Raw genomic sequence first — 17,959 nt, 5'->3', positions numbered from 1 at the left:
TAGCCTCCATTTACCAGCGGCGTTCAAAGCGGCGGCGCAGGATGATTGCGATGATATTCATGGTCAGCAGGAACATCAAAAGGATGATGATCCCGCCCCAGGCTTTCTCATAGAACCCCACGTCAGCGCGCGCGGCCCAAGTGTAGATCTGCGCGGGCATGGCCGAGTTCGGTTCGGTAAAACCTGCCAGAAATCCATCGGGATAGCCGCGGGCAACAAAGCCCACCATGCCGATCAGCAGCAGCGGGGCTGTTTCACCCAGCGCTTGTGCCAGACCGATGATAGTGCCGGTCAGAATACCGGGTGCAGCCAGTGGCAGCACGTGGTGGAACACGGCCTGCATTTTCGAGGCCCCTACCCCAAGTGCCGCATCACGGATCGACGGCGGCACGGCCTTAAGTGATGCGCGGGTTGAGATGATGATTGTCGGCAGCGTCATCAGCGTCAGCACGAGACCGCCAACCAGCGGCGCCGATTGCGGAAGGTGCATGAACTGGATGAACACAGCCAGGCCAAGAATACCGAAAACGATCGATGGAACAGCTGCGAGGTTCGAGATATTGACCTCGATCAGGTCAGTGAATTTGTTTTGCGGCGCGAATTCTTCCAGATAGATCGACGCAGCGACCCCGATCGGCAGCGAGAGGCACAGCACCACCAGCATCATGAAGAACGAGCCCACGACCGAAGCACCGATACCTGCCCCACCGGGGTTATCCACTCCGGAATCCGCGCCGGTAATGAAGGGCCAGTTGAATGCCTGTTTGATGATCCCCGCCTCTTTCAACGCATCGACCAGATCCAGATCGCTGAGCTGCAAAAAGCGACTATCTTGCAAGGTGTCACGCGACACACGGCCCTTGAAATACCCATCTACCCGACTTGAGGCTGCCAGATCGAACATGATCGGCTCACCCAGTTTGTTTGGGTTATTGGCATAAAATGTCCGGATCTTACCGCCAACTTTGCCCAGCAAACGCTCGATCGCGGCTTCGTCAAAATCAACGGTGATTCCGCTTTCGGCCAGATCCTTGTTCAGCTCTGCGATGAACAGATCGGAATAGGCCTTGGTCTTGAACAACGTGCCCTCAGCCTCATCGCGTTGGGCTGGCGTCAGGGTGAACTCTACGCTTACGACCGTGCGCTGGAAAGCCGGGATACCTTGCGACAGGATCGAGGCAAACAACACGACAAGAAAGAACAGTCCGGTTGCGATTGCGACGATACCATAAGCGCGAAACCGTTTTTCGGCAGCTGCGCGTTTCTTGGTCCGTGCGTCAGTCGCCGTAAGCGAAACCGCGTGATGACCGGTTTCGGGGCTTTGCATACTGGCGTCGGTCATTCGTACTGCTCCCGATACTTACGCACGATATAAAGGGCGAAAACGTTCAGCCCCAATGTGAGGATGAACAAGGTCATGCCAAGCGCGAAGGCCACAAGGGCTTCGGGCGAGGCGAAATCAGCGTCCCCAGTCAACTGGCTGACGATTTTTGCGGTGACGGTGGTCATGGCCTCAAAGGGGTTGAGGTCCAGCCGGGCCGCCGCCCCTGCCCCAAGAACCACGATCATGGTCTCACCAATAGCGCGCGAGGCGGCCAGAAGGATCGCACCTACGATCCCCGGAAGGGCTGCCGGTAAAACGACCTGGCGAATTGTCTCGGACTGAGTGGCACCCAGCCCATAGGACCCATCACGCATCGCCTGTGGCACCGCATTGATGATGTCGTCAGATAAGGAAGAAACGAACGGGATCAGCATGATGCCCATGACCAGACCAGCGGTCATCACCGCTGTACCAGCTTTCATCCAACCCAATCCGTCATCGCCAAAAACGCTCAGCAGCAGTGGGCCGACAGTCAGCAGGGCGAAGAGACCGTAAACGATGGTGGGAATACCAGCCAGAACCTCAAGCAAAGGTTTAGCGAATGCGCGCACACGGGGCGAGGCATATTCGCTGAGGTAAATGGCAGCGAACAAACCAATCGGCACAGCGACAAGCAGCGCGACTAGCGAGATGTAGAATGTGCCCCAGAGCAGCGGGATAATGCCCAGATCGGATGCTCCACCTCGGCCCGAAAAGCTGGGCGCCCAGGTTGTACCAAAAAAGAACTCGGATGCGGGGTAGAGTTTGAAGAACTCCCAAGTGTTGAAGACCAGCGACAATACGATGCCAACCGTCGTGAGCACCGCAACTGACGCTGCGGCAAGCAAGAGGACACGAACGCCCTGCTCAACGACATTGCGCGCGCGGTATTCCAAGTGGGTTTGCCACCAGCTGAATGCGGCACCGGCCAGCGCGATCAAAATGACGAGAACCGACATGATGGCATATCCGGTCGCATTCATGACCCGATATCTCTGCGCTGCGTGTAGTACAGGTTGCGTTATGTCCGAGGTTACAACCTGCCCTGCGTCCTTCAGCGTCTGAGTGATTTCAGCAATATCTGCGTTTGCATCACCCGCGGAGGTCTCTGTCAGCAAGCCTTGAGCTACAGCGTTGTCCAACCCACTGGCGGTGCGGCGCACCTCGGCCATCACAAGGCTCAGCGACGAACCTTCTTTGATGGCTGATTCAGGGATCATCTCGGAGACCTGAGAATTCACGTATAGCGGTTGCACAAGCAACCAGACGATCAACAGACCGATCGCTGGAACGACCGTTTTCAGGGCGACATTTGCGCCATAAAACGTTGGAAGTGAGTGCAGATTTCGGCTGTCACCTCCGGCGCTACGCAAAGCACGCGAACGCCCAAGGAAAAATCCGACTGCAGAGATCGCGATGACGATCAGGAAAAGCCAAATTATCGGCATACTACCCCCACGGGTCTTGATCGGGACTTCTTAAAGATGCTTTGGGGCGACACTTGCGGCCGCCCCAGATGCGTAACCTTATGTTCCGGTTTAGCTGCCCGAACCCATGGTCACTTCGTTCGCGATTGCGTCCTGAGTTTTGGCCAGCTCAGGGTCAGCAACCAAGCCATAGTTGGCCAGCGGGCCCGAACCACCTGCGATTTCGTCAGCGGTAAAGAACTGAGCGTATTCTTTCAGGCCAGGGATCACGCCGATATGCGCTTTCTTGACGTAGAAGAACAACGGGCGCGAAACAGGGTACTCACCCGACGCGATGGTCTCGGTCGACGGTGCGATACCGCCCATGGTCGCGACTTTCAGCTTGTCGGTGTTGTTCTCATAGAACGCCAGACCAAACACGCCGATGCCGTTGGGGTTGGTGTCGATACGAGCCAGGGTTTCGGTGTAGTCACCGTCGATATCGACCGACTTGCCGTCAGTACGGACATCGAGGCACGCGTCTTCGGCGTCATCTTCGCTCATGCCGCCTGCGACCATGGCTTCCATGGCGCCGGTCGCTTCACAACCTGCCAGCAGAACTTTATCTTCGAACACTTCACGGGTGCCGTGCTTGGTGCCCGGAATGAACATGGCGATTTCAACATCCGGCAGGTCGCCGTTGAACTCGGCCCAGCTGTTGAAGCTGTTGTCGACCAGCGCGCCATCTTTCATGACTTTCGAGCCGATCGCATTGTAGATGTCTGCAGGCTGGAACGCAGTGAAGGCCGGACCCGACTGCTGGCTTGCAAATACGATGCCGTCATAACCGATGCGCACTTCCATGATGTCAGTCACGCCGTTTTCAGCACAGGCTTTGATTTCTTTTTCGCGGATTGCGCGCGATGCGTTTGCAACGTCGATTGTGTTTTCGCCAACGCCTTCACAGAACCGCTTGAGACCAGCCGAGGAACCGCCCGATTCTACAACCGGGGTCGGGAAATCTGTGTTTTCACCGAACAGTTCAGCTACGATCGAAGCATAAGGCAGTACGGTCGACGAACCGGCAACCTGAACATTGTCACGTGCGGCAGCAGCGGTTGCCGAGACGGCGGCGATTGCCAGCGCAGAAGCCGACAGTTTTACAAAGGACATTTCAGTCTCCTTGAGAATGATGGGTACTGATCACCCTCATGATGATCTGCGCGCAGCACTATGACTCGCGCGTAAGCCTTTTGTGACAGGTATGTAACGGTTTCATGACAACTCACGAATTTCTCAGAAATTCTTAACTTGACGGTGGGTCAGCATCGATAGCCTTGCGTTTAACGGGGCAAGATTACGGTGAATGTGGCACCCTGACCCAATTCACTTTCAACGCGCAGCCGACCACGGTGCCGGTTGACGATGTGTTTAACAATGGCGAGCCCCAGCCCTGTCCCGCCCAACTCACGCGAACGGTGATTGTCGGCACGATAGAATCGCTCGGTTAGCCTCGGCAGATGTTTGGCATCGATACCCGGGCCCTGATCTATGATCTTGATTCGAACAGCGGGACCACGCATTGCGGTATCCCGCTCGAACAGACGCACAACCACTTCGACATTGCCGCCCCCGCCGCCATATTTGATTGCATTTTCGACAAGGTTGGTAATGACCTGACGCAACTGATCGCTATCGCCGATCATCGTGACGGGCTCTGCCGGCGCATCAAGCGAAACGGTTACACTGGCGTCATCCGCCAAGGGACGCAGTGTGTTCAATGTCGACTGGATGAGCCCAGTCAGTTCCAGCGGTTCTTTTGGTCTGACCCGCTCTTCACTTTCGACGCGGTTGAGCGACAGCAAATCCCCAACCAATCTATTCATCCGATTGGCCTCATCCGTCATGATCTGCAGAAAGCGATCACGAGCAGCGGTATCGTCACGGGCCGGACCCCGCAGAGTTTCGATGAAGCCCATCAAAGCAGTTAGCGGTGTGCGCAGTTCATGACTGACATTCGCAACAAAATCACGCCGCATCTGACCCGCTTGTTCCAGATATGTGACATCCTGAAACACCGCCAGAACGGCTTCGGTACCGCTGATATATCGGCACTGAACTTCGAATGTTGTGTCTTGCGCCCCGTCATTGGACAGGTGCCTCGCAGTACCGGGCTGCTTCGAACGCAGGCACTGCTCGATCACTTCGATGACCTGTGGTTGGCGCAGGATGGTGGCAAAATGCCTGCCCTCTATTGCACCGCCCAGCAGTGTTTGCGCCTCAGTATTGGCGGCTTGAATGCGTTCATTCTGACTAACCAACAACGCGGGCAGCGGAATGGCGGAAACAAGTTCGGCAAGCAGATTGTCAGTCATACCAGATCAGACCGGTCGCAGAGTTTCACGAAACTTGCGCATGTTGTCTTGATAGTGGAGCGCGCTCAGCGTCAGCTTTTGCGCTGCAGTCTCATCTATCTGTCTGACCACTTTGCCGGGCGATCCCATGACCAGCGAGTTATCGGGAATTTCCTTGCCTTCGGTGATCAACGCCCCAGCCCCGATCAGGCAGTGTTTTCCAATCTTCGCACCATTCAGGACGATGGCACCCATACCGATCAGCGTATTGTCCCCGATCGTGCAGCCGTGCAGCATGACCTTATGTCCAATTGTGCAATTCTGCCCAATGGTCAGTGGATAGCCCGCATCTATATGCATCACGCAGTTTTCCTGCACGTTGCTGCCGGCGCCTACACGGATTTCCTCGTGATCCGCGCGTATGGTGCATCCGAACCAGACCGACGCACGCTTCTCCAGCACCACTTTGCCAATCAGATTGGCATCAGGGGCGACCCATGTATCTTCGTGAATCTGAGGCGCGTGTTCGCCCAAAGCATAGATGGTCATGATAGGCCCTCAAACTCGGTCTGCAACGAGCGGATGTGGTTTTGCAGGCTGGGTTGTTGTATGCGGCGCATGCGTTCGGCACTGACAATCGTTTTCAGTTTTTCTTCGGTCGAATCCAGATCATCATTGATCAGCACGTAGTCGTAATACCCCCAGTGGCTGATCTCATCCCAGCTTTTCAGCATCCGCTTGGCGATCACATCCTCGCTGTCTTGTCCGCGCCCTTCCAACCTGCGCCGAAGCTCGCGGATGGAGGGCGGCAGGATGAATATCGAGAGCGCATGTTTGCCCAAGTCAGAGTTGCGGATTTGGACCTCACCTTGCCAATCCACATCAAACAGCACATCGCGCCCTTGGGTAATAGACTCGCGCACCGGCCCCGCAGGTGAGCCATAGAAGTTGCCGAAAACATGTGCGTGCTCCAGCATCTGCCCATCCGCCACCTGCTGTTTGAACTCGTCCTCGGACAGGAAGTAATATTCGCGCCCATGCTCCTCGCCCGGACGCGGGGCGCGGGTGGTGGCCGAGATAGAGAACTCAAGTCCGACATCCCACTGCATCAGGCGTCGTGCCAGAGTGGATTTGCCCGCACCAGATGGAGAGGACAGAATGATTAATAGACCTCGGCGATCCGCCATGTGATGTTCCCGTCCTTATTCCACGTTCTGTACTTGCTCGCGCATCTGATCGATGACTGCCTTCAGTTCCAATCCAACTGCAGTCAGTTCGGCATTCTGCGATTTCGAGCAGAGAGTGTTGGCCTCGCGGTTGAATTCTTGCATCAAGAAATCCAGCTTGCGCCCAACGGGGCCGTCTTGCGCCAGTAAGGTGCGCGCTGCTGCGACATGTGCGATCAAACGATCGATCTCTTCCGTGATATCCGCTTTGACCGCTATCAACGCAAGCTCTTGCGCGACCCGTTCCGGGTCTGCACCCTGCGCATTGTCCAGAATGCGGGCGAGATTATCGCGCAAGTTTTGTTCCATTTCCCCACGGCGACGTTTGGCCAGTTCAGCAGCCTGTTCCGTCAGCTTTGAAATCTGATCCAGTTGCCCACCCAGGATACCCGCCAAGGCCTTGCCTTCGGTGCCGCGCATCTCAAGGAAGGAAGCCAACAAAGCACCGAATTCCGATTTCAGCTGTTCAACAAGCGGGGTCGGATCATCAGCATCACTCCCCGCCTCCAACATGCCCTTCAGGGCCAGAAGATCGCTGGCTTTGGACGGCGCCAACAGAACACCCCGCGCACCCGCCAAGGCTTCGGTTTGGGCCAGCGCGTCCAGCGCGGCCTCCATCGCCGGCGCATTTAACTGAATGTCCGAAGCAGCTTCTTCACGGCTCAGTCGAAGCGACAACGTAACATTGCCACGATTGATCTGCTTTGACAGATCAACTCGCAACGCCGCCTCAAGCCCGGTTAACCAGTCCGGCAGACGCAAACGCAAATCCAGACCCTTGCCATTAACGCTGCGCAATTCCCACGTCCAGCTGTGAGGTCCGAACGTCCCCTTGCCCGCAGCGAAACCGGTCATGGATTTGATCATGCCTGCCCTTTCCGTCAGATTTGTTGGTCGCACCTAATGCCATTGGCCAGCAAGGGGCAAGTCCTTGCTCAATTCGCACCAGAAATCGAGAGGTTAACCATTCGTTAAAGAAATACTCCAAAATTGTATTAACCCGTGTCAATCTGCCCATCAGAAAGGCTGGCGGATCGCAGCTTTGCCCAGTAGACGGCATTTTAGGAAAATCGCGAGTGATTGACGGTAGGGTGATGAAATGAAAACCTTTTTCGGGACTGGCTCCGGCTCAGAATTTGGAAAGATCGTCGCAATGGACCGATTTGACAGCGGGCGAAGCCTCTCACCCATTCGTCAGGCCGAAGCCTATTGGACCGCCTTGCTGACGGGTGAAGGCGTACCCATGCGATCACAGATTGATCCGCGCGGGCTGGAAAATATTCTGGAATACACATTCATACTGGAACGTATCGCGCCTGGTTTGGCCCGGTTTAGATTGGCCGGTAGCCATCTGAACAAACTGGCGGGCATGGAAGTGCGCGGTATGCCGTTGACGTCATTTTTCGAACCGAGCGCGCGCGACAACGTCAAATCTCTATTGGATCAAGTCTTGACCAATCCGGCCGTCGCGGAGCTGGGCTTGCTTTCCAAAGGGAAGCTAGGTCGCGTCAATCTGCAGGCCCGCATGATCCTGCTTCCGCTCAAAAGCGATCTTGGCGATGTCAGTCGTATTCTTGGGGTCATGGTCAGTGATGGTGCTATCGGCGTAACTCCACGCCGTTTCATTGTCTCGGATCATCGCGTGAACACAGTTTCCGATCTGCAACGGCCACCAATAACGACACCAGAACATGCAGAAGGATTTGCCGAGGCGGAGGCCACGTTCAAAGGCGCACCACACCTGCGGCTGGTATCGTCACGGGACGACTAAATAAAAACGACGGGCAAAAGCCCGCCGCTCCTATTTTCGAAAGATGCCAAGCTTAACTGGCGGCGCGTTTGCTGCGATCACGGCGCAGGTTGGTCAGTTCCTCTGCAACAAGGAAGGCCAGTTCTAGCGACTGCGACGCATTCAAGCGCGGGTCACACGCCGTGTGGTATCGATCCGAAAGGTCCTCTTCGGTCACCGCGCGCACGCCGCCGGTGCATTCGGTCACGTCCAGACCCGTCATCTCAAAATGAACACCCCCGGGGATCGTACCCTCGGCCTGATGAACACCGAAGAAGTCGCGCACTTCGCGCAGGACCGAATCGAACGGACGAGTTTTGTATCCGGTCGCCGACTTGATGGTATTGCCATGCATCGGGTCACAAACCCAAGTGACCTTGGCACCTTCTTCCTTCACGGCCTTGATCAAACGCGGCAGATGCTCACCTGCCTTGCCAGCGCCGAAGCGCGCGATCAGCGTAAGGCGACCCTCTTCGTTATCCGGGTTCAGCTTGGACATTAGAACCTTGAGGTCTTCCGCAGTCGTCGTCGGACCGCATTTCAGACCGATCGGGTTCAGAACACCGCGGCAGAACTCGACATGAGCACCATCCGGCTGACGGGTGCGGTCGCCGATCCAGATCATGTGGCCCGAGCCAGCCAACCAATTGCCAGATGTCGAATCCAGACGCGTCAACGCCTCTTCGTACTCAAGCAGCAGGCCTTCGTGGCTGGTGTAGAATTCCACCGACGAGAACTCGTGTGTAGTATCTGCAGTGATGCCCGCCGCCCCCATGAAATCAATCGAATCCTGAATGCGATCAGCGATCTCAGAATACTTTTGAACGTCTTGCCCATCAGCAAAGCCTAGCGTCCAAGAATGCACGTGGCTCATATCCGCGAAACCACCGGTCGAGAACGCCCGCAGCAGGTTCAAAGTCGCGGCCGCCTGGGTGTAGGCCTGCAGCATCTTGTTGGGATTCGGAATGCGGGCCTCGGGTGTAAAGGCCAGCTCGTTGATGATATCACCACGGTAGCTGGGCAGCTCCACACCATCCACGACTTCGGTAGGCGCGCTGCGCGGTTTGGCGAATTGCCCGGCCATGCGGCCAACTTTCACCACGGGAACCTTGGCGCCATATGTCAGCACCATCGCCATCTGCAGCATTACCTTGAATGTATCACGGATCGAGTCCGCGCTAAATTGTTCAAAGCTTTCAGCACAATCCCCGCCTTGCAGCAGGAAGGCTTCGCCGCGACCGGCAGCGCCCAAGTGCTGCTTTAACCGACGTGATTCACCCGCAAAGACCAGCGGGGGATACTGCGAAAGCTGCGCCTCGACTTTGGCCAGCGCGGCCGCGTCGGTATAGTCTGGCATCTGAACCCGGGGCTTGTTGCGCCAGTTCGTTTTTTGCCATTCAGTCATAGCTTATATCTCCGCTGAGGTATTTCAGGTGGCCTCTATACAAAATGCATTCATGAGAGGCCATATCCCTTTTGCGCCTCTTGACGCCGCAAACAAGCTTTGAGCATGGTGATTTGAACATCCGTCGTCGTGGAACTCGCGACGCGGGCAGAATCAAGGACAGTTCGCCATGCAAGAGCAACGCCAAGTTGTCACTGTGGATCATAGCACAGGCAAGCCGCATAGTTTCGTTTTTGTCCTATTGGACAAGTTTTCATTGCTGTCATTTGCATCAGCTTTAGACAGTCTTCGTATTGCCAATCGCATGGCAAACCGTGAGCTGTATACTTGGACCTTAGCGGGCGAAGGCGGAGAGACTGTGTGCTGTTCTGCGGGAACTTCTTTCAACCTAGATTCAGACCTTGATGAGCTGCAGCGCGACGATGTTATTCTGGTTTGCGGCGGCGTTGATGTTCAGGCCGCAACCACCAAACGAATTCTGAACTGGCTACGCCGCGAAGCGCGAAAGGGCTTGAAAATTGGCGGGCTGTGCACCGCTGCCTATACCCTTGCGAAGGCTGGTTTGCTGGAAGGCAAACGTGCGACTATCCACTGGGAAAACTCGGACAGTTTTGCTGAAGAGTTCGACACAGTAGAACTGACCAAATCTGTGTTCTTGGTCGACGGGAACCGGATGACAACCGCTGGCGGCACCTCGTCGATTGACCTAATGCTCAAGCTGATTGCCGAAGACTATGGCGAAGATCTTGCTAACGCGGTTGCTGATCAGATGATCTATTCCTCGATCCGCACCGATCAGGACACACAGCGTCTGTCGACCCCGACACGGATCGGTGTGCGGCATCCCAAGCTCAGCCAGGTCATCCTGATGATGGAAAAGAACATCGAAGAGCCAATTTCGCCTTCAATTCTGGCCAAAGAGGTGGGGATGTCCACGCGCCAGCTTGAACGCCTGTTCCGCCGCTATCTCAGCCGCTCGCCCAAGCGATATTATATGGAACTGCGTTTGCACAAAGCACGCAACCTGCTGATGCAGACAGATATGAGCGTCATCAACGTGGCGCTGGCGTGTGGTTTTGCATCGCCCAGCCACTTCTCAAAATGCTACCGGGCGCATTACAATACGACACCCTATCGTGAGCGTGGTGCGCAAAGTGGGCGTTTGTCGGTTTAATCCGCGAACACAGTCAGAGTTACAGCAGTTTTTCGAAGTAGTGCAGGTGGGGCCGTAACATCGGCTGTTCCAGATAGGTTGTTGTTTCGAAGGGCTCGTCAAATTCGACGAAGCCTCGTTTGGGATTCCTGCTGCTGACTGAGAAATCTCTCAATATTCTTTGCGAGTTATCTGACAGGCGACATCCGATAAACCGCCCCCTGCCCGACCGAAATAAACCAGATTGATCCATCGGGTGCTTCTACGATATCGCGAACGCGCTCTGTTTCGGAACCCTTGATTTGCTCAACTTCGCGCAGAGGATTGCCGGAAAGTCGTGCGATGTAATCAAATTTCAAAGAACCTACGAAAATATCCCCCTTCCATTCCGGCCATAGTTTGCCCGAATACACCATCAAACCCGAAGGGGCGATGGATGGATCCCAATAATGTTCAGGCTGCTCCATCCCCGTTTTCGATGTGCCTTCGCCTATCTTTTGACCCGAATAGTGCACTCCGTAAGAGATTACGGGCCATCCAAAGTTGGCTCCGGGCTTGACCAAGTTTACCTCATCCCCGCCTCTGGCTCCGTGTTCCGAAACCCAGAGACGACCTTGAAGATCCAGATTAGCGCCCTGAGGGTTTCGGTGGCCGAACGACCATATCTCGGGCCGAATATCGGATTGACCGACAAACGGATTGTCACTGGGAACCGACCCATCTCGATTGATCCGAATAACGGTTCCCATGTGGTTGGATCGGTCCTGAGCGGATGGACGATCCCCCCGATCACCAATGGTGACAAACAACGTGCCGTCCCTGGCCTCAACGACCCGAGACCCAAAGTGCCGCCCGCCGGAACCACCGGGAACAGCCTCGAAAATCACACGCAGATTGGTCAGCCGGTCCCCGCTTTCCGACAAACGCGCGACGGCAACGGCGGTGCCCGCACCACCCCTCTGAGGCTTTGAAAACGTCAGAAAAACTTCGCGGGTTTGCTCAAAATCCCGAGCAATCGTGACATCGAGCAAACCACCCTGCCCGTTTGTGGCCACTTTGGGCACGCCTCTTACACGTTTCGCTTTACCTTCGGCAACATAAAGCAGCTCTCCATCGCGCTCAGTGACGAGAAAACTGTTGTCGGGAAGAATGCCAATGGCCCACGGTGTATCTAACCCCGTCGCGACGGGACTGACCTCAATTTCTCCGACTGATACCTCGATAACATCGGACCAGCCCGACACCGACCAACAGGACAGAATGAGAATCGCGAAAGTTCTGAGCATATCTATCCTCTTCCTGACATTACATAAGCGCCAAGTCTTAATCCCTATCAAATCAGATAGATTGTCTGCCGACAAAAGCACTTTTTTGTTAGGACTTTTCTTTTCCGGACAGCTTGCCTAGGGTCGTGCCCAGAACGAAGACGTTCAAACAATAAATAGGGAGTAACCTCATGAAAAAGCTGCTTACCGCTACTGCAGCAACCGCTCTGCTGGCGGGCACCGCAATGGCTGAAGACGTTAAGCTGGGCGTACTGTTCGGCTTTACCGGCCCGATTGAATCGCTGGCACCGGCCATGGGTTCGGGCGCCGAGCTGGCGATGGCCGAAGTCACTGAATCCGGCAAATTGCTGGACGGTGCGTCCGTCACTGGAACCCGCGCAGATACTGGCTGTATCGATAACGGTCTGGCGACCTCGAACGGTGAGCGCATGATTGCTGATGGCGTTGCCGGTATTATTGGCGGCGACTGCTCGGGTGTGACTGGCGCGATCCTGCAGAACGTCGCGATCCCGAACGGCATGGTCATGATCTCGCCATCGGCAACGTCACCCGGCCTGTCGACCATGGAAGATAACGGCCTGTTCTTCCGCACAGCGCCTTCGGATGCGCGTGAAGGTCAGGTGATGGCCGACATTCTGAACGATCGCGGCATCAGCTCGATCGCACTGACCTACACCAACAACGACTATGGCAAGGGTCTGGCAGACGCGATTCAATCTTCGTTCGAAGCATCGGGTGGCGAAGTGACAATCGTGGCCGCGCATGAAGACGGAAAAGCCGACTACTCGGCCGAAGTCGGCGCGCTGGCCTCGGCCGGTGGCGACATCTTGGTTGTTGCGGGCTATCTGGACCAAGGTGGTCTGGGCATCATCCAATCAGCTCTGGACAGCGGTGCGTTTGACACGTTTGGTCTGCCAGGTGGCATGATCGGTGACTCGCTGCCTGCAAATGTCGGCCCCGACCTGAACGGTTCGTTCGGTCAGATTGCCGGTTCCGGCGGTGAAGGTGCTGAAAAGTACTTTGCTATGGCAGAAGCTGCTGGGTTTGACGGCTCATCGCCCTATTCGCCTGAAGCTTATGACGCTGCCGCGCTGTTCATGCTGGCGATGCAAGCCGCAGGTTCAACCAACCCCGCGGATTACGGTGCGAAAGTCATGGACGTTGCCAATGCTCCGGGTGAAAAGATCTATCCCGGTGAACTGGCAAAAGGACTGGAACTCTTGGCTGCTGGTCAGGACATCGACTATGTCGGCGCATCAGGCGTTGAGCTGATCGGCCCCGGTGAAAGCGCGGGTTCGTATCGTGAGATCGAAGTCACCGACGGCGAGAACAAGACCGTCAACTTCCGTTGATCCGGCATAAAGCGTCATAAAAAACAAGCAGCCCGGGCCTTGTGCCCGGGCTGTTTCAATGACAAAAACCCGCACCTCATTCACGGGGATGGGTCAACAACGCCGAAAAATGGTGGCTAGGGGAAAAGATGATCGTCGTCGATGACGTGCACAAGCATTTCGGCGGGTTTCATGCGGTGGACGGGGCATCGCTGGAAATCCAAAAGGGCTCGATCACCGGTCTGATCGGACCGAACGGGGCCGGAAAAACCACTCTGTTCAACGTGATCGCGGGCGTGCTGCCGCCAACCTCTGGTCGCGTCTTCATGGACGGTGAGGATATCACCGGCCTGCCCCCGCATGAGCTGTTTCACAAGGGCCTGCTGCGCACATTCCAGATTGCACATGAGTTTTCCTCGATGTCCTGCCGCGAGAACCTGATGATGGTGCCCGGTGCGCAATCAGGTGAATCACTCTGGAACACATGGTTTGGACGCAAACGTATCGCTGATGAAGAACGCGCGCTGAAGGCCAAGGCCGATGAGGTGCTGGAGTTTCTGACCATCGAACATCTGGCTGATCACAAGGCCGGTCAGGTTTCGGGCGGTCAAAAGAAGTTGCTTGAACTGGGCCGCACCATGATGGTCGACGCCAAGATCGTGTTTCTGGACGAGGTTGGCGCGGGTGTGAACCGTACGCTGCTGATGACCATCGCAGATACGATCCTGCGTTTGAACAAGGAACGCGGCTATACCTTCGTCGTGATCGAGCATGACATGGATTTCATCGGCAAGATTTGCGACCCGGTCATTTGCATGGCCGAGGGCAAGGTGTTGGCCGAAGGCACTCTGGACGAGATCAAGGCCAATGAGCACGTGATCGAGGCCTATCTAGGCACCGGCCTGAAAAACAAGGATAAACTGGAGGCGGGCGCATGAGCGACAACCCCTACCAGGACGATCATGGCAACAAGGACGCTTCAATCACCAATACGCATGGCGTCGGAACAATGACGCCGGCGCATCGGAAAAGCGGCGAAACGCATCGGGTCGAGGGAGGTCCTTTCCTGATCGGTGACACCATGACCGGCGGCTATGGCAAAGGGCCGGACATCCTGCATGACTGCACCATCGCCGTCGACAAGGGCGAGATTGCGGTGATTGTCGGCCCGAACGGCGCGGGTAAATCCACCGCGATGAAGGCCGTGTTCGGAATGCTGGATGTGCGCCAAGGGTCTGTTCGGCTGGATGGCGAAGACATCACCAATCTCAGCCCACAAGACCGCGTGGTGCGCGGGATGGGCTTTGTGCCGCAAACCTCAAACATCTTCACCTCGATGACGGTGGAAGAGAACCTTGAGATGGGCGCTTTCATCCGCCGTGACGATTTCTCGGACACGATGGAGCAGGTCTATGACCTCTTCCCCATCCTCCGTGACAAGCGCAACCAAGCCGCCGGAGAGCTATCGGGTGGCCAACGACAACAGGTCGCCGTGGGCCGTGCGCTGATGACCCAGCCCAAGGTCCTGATGCTGGACGAACCCACCGCCGGTGTTTCACCCATCGTGATGGATGAGTTGTTTGATCGGATCATCGAGGTTTCCCGCACCGGTCTGCCGATCCTGATGGTCGAACAGAACGCGCGTCAGGCGCTGGAAATTGCGGACAAGGGATATGTGCTGGTTCAGGGGCGAAATGCTTATACCGGCACGGGTAGGGAACTGCTGGCTGATCCCGAAGTGCGCAAGAGTTTCTTGGGGGGATAACCAGAGTGCAGATTTTGGGCTCAATATCCCGTTCACTAGATTGGCACAGGTTTGCCACGCCTCAAAAGCCAGAGAAACAGATGGGTAAGTTTGCTGCCATGGCTTGTGCGATCGGCGTAACGGCCAATTCGGCGTTTGCGGATGCAACGAATACATTACCTCAGGTATTCGAATTAAATTGTGATTGGTCTGACGACCAATTGCTCAACAGTGTCGGTTCTCTTTCTGGAATACCAACACTCGTTTATTCGTCGTCTTCGAGACCAATCAAACTGGAATCTGCCATACAGAACAACCCAATCGAGCAACTTGGTGTTGGCGGGGTACGGCATTTTCTGGTCCCTTCAACGGGACCACTCGCGGGATTGACCATAACGGTGTTTCCTGATGGTCGAAGCGTACGTACACAAATCTACAATGCGCTCGGTGATCTCTCAGTTCAATCCAGCATAGGTACATGTGAGGTCATGGAATAATGGACTTCCTCAACGCCTTTGTGGCGCTCTCCAACTTCGTTCTTGTTCCCGCAATCGCCTATGGCAGCCAGTTGGCGCTGGGGGCGTTGGGGGTGACGCTGATCTATGGCATCCTGCGGTTTTCGAACTTCGCCCATGGCGACACGATGGCCTTTGGCGCGATGATTGCTGTGCTGGTTACGTGGGTCCTACAAGCTGCGGGGGTCAGTTTTGGGCCGCTACCGACCGCACTGCTCGCCCTGCCCTTTGCCATTCTGGGCTGTATCGTTCTGGTACTTATCACGGACCGTTTAGTCTATCGGTTCTACCGAGAGCAGAAGGCCAAACCGGTCATTCTGGTGATCGTCTCGATGGGCGTTATGTTCATCATGAACGGGCTGGTGCGCTTTATCATCGGGCCGGATGATCAGAGGTTCTCGGACGGCGCGCGGTTTATCGTTTCGGCACGGGACTTCAAGGCGATGACCGGGCTGCGCGAGGGGTTGGCGATCAAGACTTCACAGGGCATCACCGTGATCGTGGCCGTCGTTGCTGTGGTGCTGCTGTTTTGGTTTCTGAACAAGACCCGCACCGGCAAGTCGATGCGTGCGTACTCGGACAACGAGGATCTGGCGCTGCTGTCGGGCATCAATCCCGAGCGTGTAGTGATGATCACATGGATCATCGTTGCTGCGCTGGCGACAACTGCGGGTGTGCTCTATGGGCTCGACAAAAGCTTCAAACCATTTGTCTACTTCCAACTTCTGCTGCCTATCTTTGCTTCGGCCATCGTCGGTGGCCTCGGCAACCCGATCGGGGCCATCGCGGGTGGGTTCATCATCGCGTTTTCCGAAGTGACCGTCACCTACGCGTGGAAGAAAGTTCTGACCTATCTGGCGCCGGAAAGTCTGGAGCCGTCCGGATTAGTCCAGTTCCTGTCCACCGATTACAAATTTGCCGTTAGCTTTGCGATCCTGCTGATTGTACTGCTGTTTAAGCCCACAGGCTTGTTCAAGGGGAAAGTGATATGAGCGAGCCCGTCAAAAACACTCTGCTTTTTGTCGCCGTCGGTGCGTTGATCCTGCTGACCGGCTTCACGCAAAGCTGGAACGCGGCCATCCTGATCCTGAACATGGGCCTCATCTCGGCTATCATGTCGATCGGAGTAAACCTGCAATGGGGCTTTGCGGGCCTCTTCAACGTCGGCGTCATGGGCTTCGTCGCGCTGGGCGGCCTGGCGGTTGTGCTTGTCTCAACACCGCCAACACCCGGAGCGTGGTCAGCGGGCGGCTATGGCGTCGTACTGGCATTGTTGCTGGGGGCAGCGACCGTTGTCGCGGCTGTCATGGTTGCGCAGAAGATGCCCAAAGGCCGGACACAGACATTGGCGATCATCGGCATTCTGATTGTCGGTTTCTTTGTATACCGCGCGATCTTTGATCCCAATATCGCCGCAATTGAAGCGATTGACCCCGCCGTCGCAGGCAATATTGGCGGCCTGAATTTGCCCGTTTTGTTCGCGTGGCCAGCCGGCGGCTTACTAGCTGCAGGCGCCGCATGGTTGATCGGCAAAACCGCTCTGGGCCTACGCTCGGACTATCTGGCGATTGCCACATTGGGGATTGCCGAGATCATCATCGCGATCATGAAGAACGAAGACTGGCTGGCCCGTGGGGTTAAGAACGTCTACGGCATTCCGCGCCCCGCCCCTGTGGTTGGTTATGAGGTCGAGCTACAGCAGGACCCCGCTTTCCTAGCACGAGCCGAGTGGTTCGGGATTGATCCAGTCACGGCCTCAACGCTATCGGTCAAGCTGGGATATTCGCTGTTGTTCCTTGTTGTGCTGCTGGTGCTGCTCTGGATGGCGCAGATGGCTTTAAAAAGCCCTTGGGGACGGATGATGCGCGCCATTCGCGACAATGAGGTGGCCGCCGAAGCAATGGGCAAGGACGTCACGCGCCGCCACTTGCAGATCTTTGTTCTGGGCTCCGCCATCTGCGGCATCGCGGGTGCAATGATGACCACGCTGGACGGGCAGTTGACTCCGGGCACCTACAATCCGCTGCGATTCACTTTCCTTGTCTGGGTGATGGTAATCGTCGGAGGATCAGGTAACAATTTCGGAGCGGTGCTGGGTGCGTTTCTGATTTGGTTCCTTTGGGTTCAGGTCGAACCCATGGGCCTGTGGTTGATGAACCTGATCACCTCGGGCATGCCTGATGGCAGTGCACTCAAGACGCATCTGATCGATAGCGCCGCCCATATGCGCTTGTTCACCATGGGTCTGATCCTGCTGATTGTTCTCAGATTCAGCCCAAGAGGGCTGATACCAGAGAAATAAGCAAAATTCTGTGAGAATTTCCCCTAACCCGCCGTTAATCCGTGAGGTTTATTGTGCGGAAGGTCAGAAAGGTCTAGATCGGTAT

At 55.9% G+C, this 17,959-nt stretch carries 17 protein-coding genes; 8 read left to right on the top strand and 9 right to left on the bottom strand.

The window, feature by feature from the left end; all coding sequences use genetic code 11:
* Positions 1–10: 10 nt before the first annotated feature.
* From pstA to ACR0NN_RS01535, 7 genes are all read right to left on the bottom strand, one after another.
* Positions 11–1,342, bottom strand: a complete 1,332-nt coding sequence (gene pstA, locus ACR0NN_RS01565; protein WP_480683764.1) for a phosphate ABC transporter permease PstA — start codon at positions 1,340–1,342, stop codon at positions 11–13.
* Positions 1,339–2,811 carry a phosphate ABC transporter permease subunit PstC gene (pstC, locus tag ACR0NN_RS01560; protein WP_170719016.1) on the bottom strand — a complete coding sequence of 491 codons (1,473 nt, stop codon included), beginning with the start codon at positions 2,809–2,811 and terminating at the stop codon, positions 1,339–1,341. The genes pstA and pstC overlap by 4 nt, the downstream gene beginning before the upstream one ends.
* A gap of 90 nt (positions 2,812–2,901) precedes the next feature.
* Complete coding sequence (locus ACR0NN_RS01555; RefSeq protein ID WP_170719014.1) at positions 2,902–3,942, bottom strand: substrate-binding domain-containing protein; 1,041 nt, start codon at positions 3,940–3,942, stop codon at positions 2,902–2,904.
* Positions 3,943–4,112: 170 nt separating this feature from the next.
* Entirely contained in the window at positions 4,113–5,144 is a 1,032-nt protein-coding gene (locus ACR0NN_RS01550) for an ATP-binding protein (RefSeq protein ID WP_170719012.1), read from the bottom strand.
* A 6-nt stretch (positions 5,145–5,150) separates the two neighbouring features.
* Positions 5,151–5,672 carry a gamma carbonic anhydrase family protein gene (locus ACR0NN_RS01545; RefSeq protein ID WP_170719009.1) on the bottom strand — a complete coding sequence of 174 codons (522 nt, stop codon included), beginning with the start codon at positions 5,670–5,672 and terminating at the stop codon, positions 5,151–5,153.
* Positions 5,669–6,310: a guanylate kinase gene (gene gmk, locus ACR0NN_RS01540; protein WP_170719008.1), complete on the bottom strand. Its 642-nt coding sequence runs from the start codon at positions 6,308–6,310 to the stop codon at positions 5,669–5,671. Before gmk ends, ACR0NN_RS01545 begins: the two co-directional genes overlap by 4 nt.
* A 15-nt stretch (positions 6,311–6,325) precedes the next feature.
* Complete coding sequence (locus ACR0NN_RS01535; protein ID WP_170719006.1) at positions 6,326–7,216, bottom strand: YicC/YloC family endoribonuclease; 891 nt, start codon at positions 7,214–7,216, stop codon at positions 6,326–6,328.
* A 232-nt stretch (positions 7,217–7,448) separates the two neighbouring features.
* Here ACR0NN_RS01535 and ACR0NN_RS01530 point away from each other — a divergent pair, with 232 nt between their 5' ends.
* On the top strand, positions 7,449–8,120 hold the full coding sequence (locus ACR0NN_RS01530; protein ID WP_170719004.1) for a PAS domain-containing protein: 672 nt from the start codon (positions 7,449–7,451) through the stop codon (positions 8,118–8,120).
* Between the two features lie 52 nt (positions 8,121–8,172).
* Here ACR0NN_RS01530 and ACR0NN_RS01525 read toward each other — a convergent pair whose 3' ends face one another.
* Positions 8,173–9,543 (bottom strand): class II 3-deoxy-7-phosphoheptulonate synthase, encoded by a 1,371-nt coding sequence (locus ACR0NN_RS01525; protein WP_170719001.1) that lies wholly within the window; start codon positions 9,541–9,543, stop codon positions 8,173–8,175.
* 169 nt (positions 9,544–9,712) lie between these two features.
* Here ACR0NN_RS01525 and ACR0NN_RS01520 point away from each other — a divergent pair, with 169 nt between their 5' ends.
* Positions 9,713–10,717 carry a GlxA family transcriptional regulator gene (locus ACR0NN_RS01520; RefSeq protein ID WP_170718998.1) on the top strand — a complete coding sequence of 335 codons (1,005 nt, stop codon included), beginning with the start codon at positions 9,713–9,715 and terminating at the stop codon, positions 10,715–10,717.
* Positions 10,718–10,884: 167 nt separating this feature from the next.
* Here ACR0NN_RS01520 and ACR0NN_RS01515 read toward each other — a convergent pair whose 3' ends face one another.
* Entirely contained in the window at positions 10,885–11,982 is a 1,098-nt protein-coding gene (locus ACR0NN_RS01515; RefSeq protein ID WP_170718996.1) for a PQQ-dependent sugar dehydrogenase, read from the bottom strand.
* Between the two features lie 170 nt (positions 11,983–12,152).
* On the opposite strand from ACR0NN_RS01515, the gene ACR0NN_RS01510 reads away from it, so the two are divergent.
* The 6 genes from ACR0NN_RS01510 to ACR0NN_RS01485 all read left to right on the top strand — a co-directional run bounded on the left by ACR0NN_RS01510 (position 12,153) and on the right by ACR0NN_RS01485 (position 17,874).
* Positions 12,153–13,334 carry an ABC transporter substrate-binding protein gene (locus ACR0NN_RS01510; RefSeq protein ID WP_170683820.1) on the top strand — a complete coding sequence of 394 codons (1,182 nt, stop codon included), beginning with the start codon at positions 12,153–12,155 and terminating at the stop codon, positions 13,332–13,334.
* A 128-nt stretch (positions 13,335–13,462) separates the two neighbouring features.
* Entirely contained in the window at positions 13,463–14,251 is a 789-nt protein-coding gene (locus ACR0NN_RS01505) for an ABC transporter ATP-binding protein (protein ID WP_170683818.1), read from the top strand.
* Complete coding sequence (locus ACR0NN_RS01500; RefSeq protein ID WP_170718994.1) at positions 14,248–15,078, top strand: ABC transporter ATP-binding protein; 831 nt, start codon at positions 14,248–14,250, stop codon at positions 15,076–15,078. Before ACR0NN_RS01505 ends, ACR0NN_RS01500 begins: the two co-directional genes overlap by 4 nt.
* A gap of 80 nt (positions 15,079–15,158) precedes the next feature.
* Complete coding sequence (locus tag ACR0NN_RS01495; protein ID WP_170718992.1) at positions 15,159–15,554, top strand: hypothetical protein; 396 nt, start codon at positions 15,159–15,161, stop codon at positions 15,552–15,554.
* Entirely contained in the window at positions 15,554–16,564 is a 1,011-nt protein-coding gene (locus tag ACR0NN_RS01490; RefSeq protein ID WP_170718990.1) for a branched-chain amino acid ABC transporter permease, read from the top strand. Before ACR0NN_RS01495 ends, ACR0NN_RS01490 begins: the two co-directional genes overlap by 1 nt.
* A complete protein-coding gene (locus tag ACR0NN_RS01485; RefSeq protein ID WP_170718988.1) occupies positions 16,561–17,874 on the top strand; it encodes a branched-chain amino acid ABC transporter permease in 1,314 nt (437 codons plus the stop codon). Before ACR0NN_RS01490 ends, ACR0NN_RS01485 begins: the two co-directional genes overlap by 4 nt.
* Positions 17,875–17,959 lie beyond the last annotated feature (85 nt).

The sequence above is a fragment of the Ruegeria sp. BA2 genome (assembly GCF_056539605.1).
The sequence above is the reverse complement of the archived record's forward strand: the minus strand, read 5'-3'. Positions and strand labels throughout refer to the sequence as shown.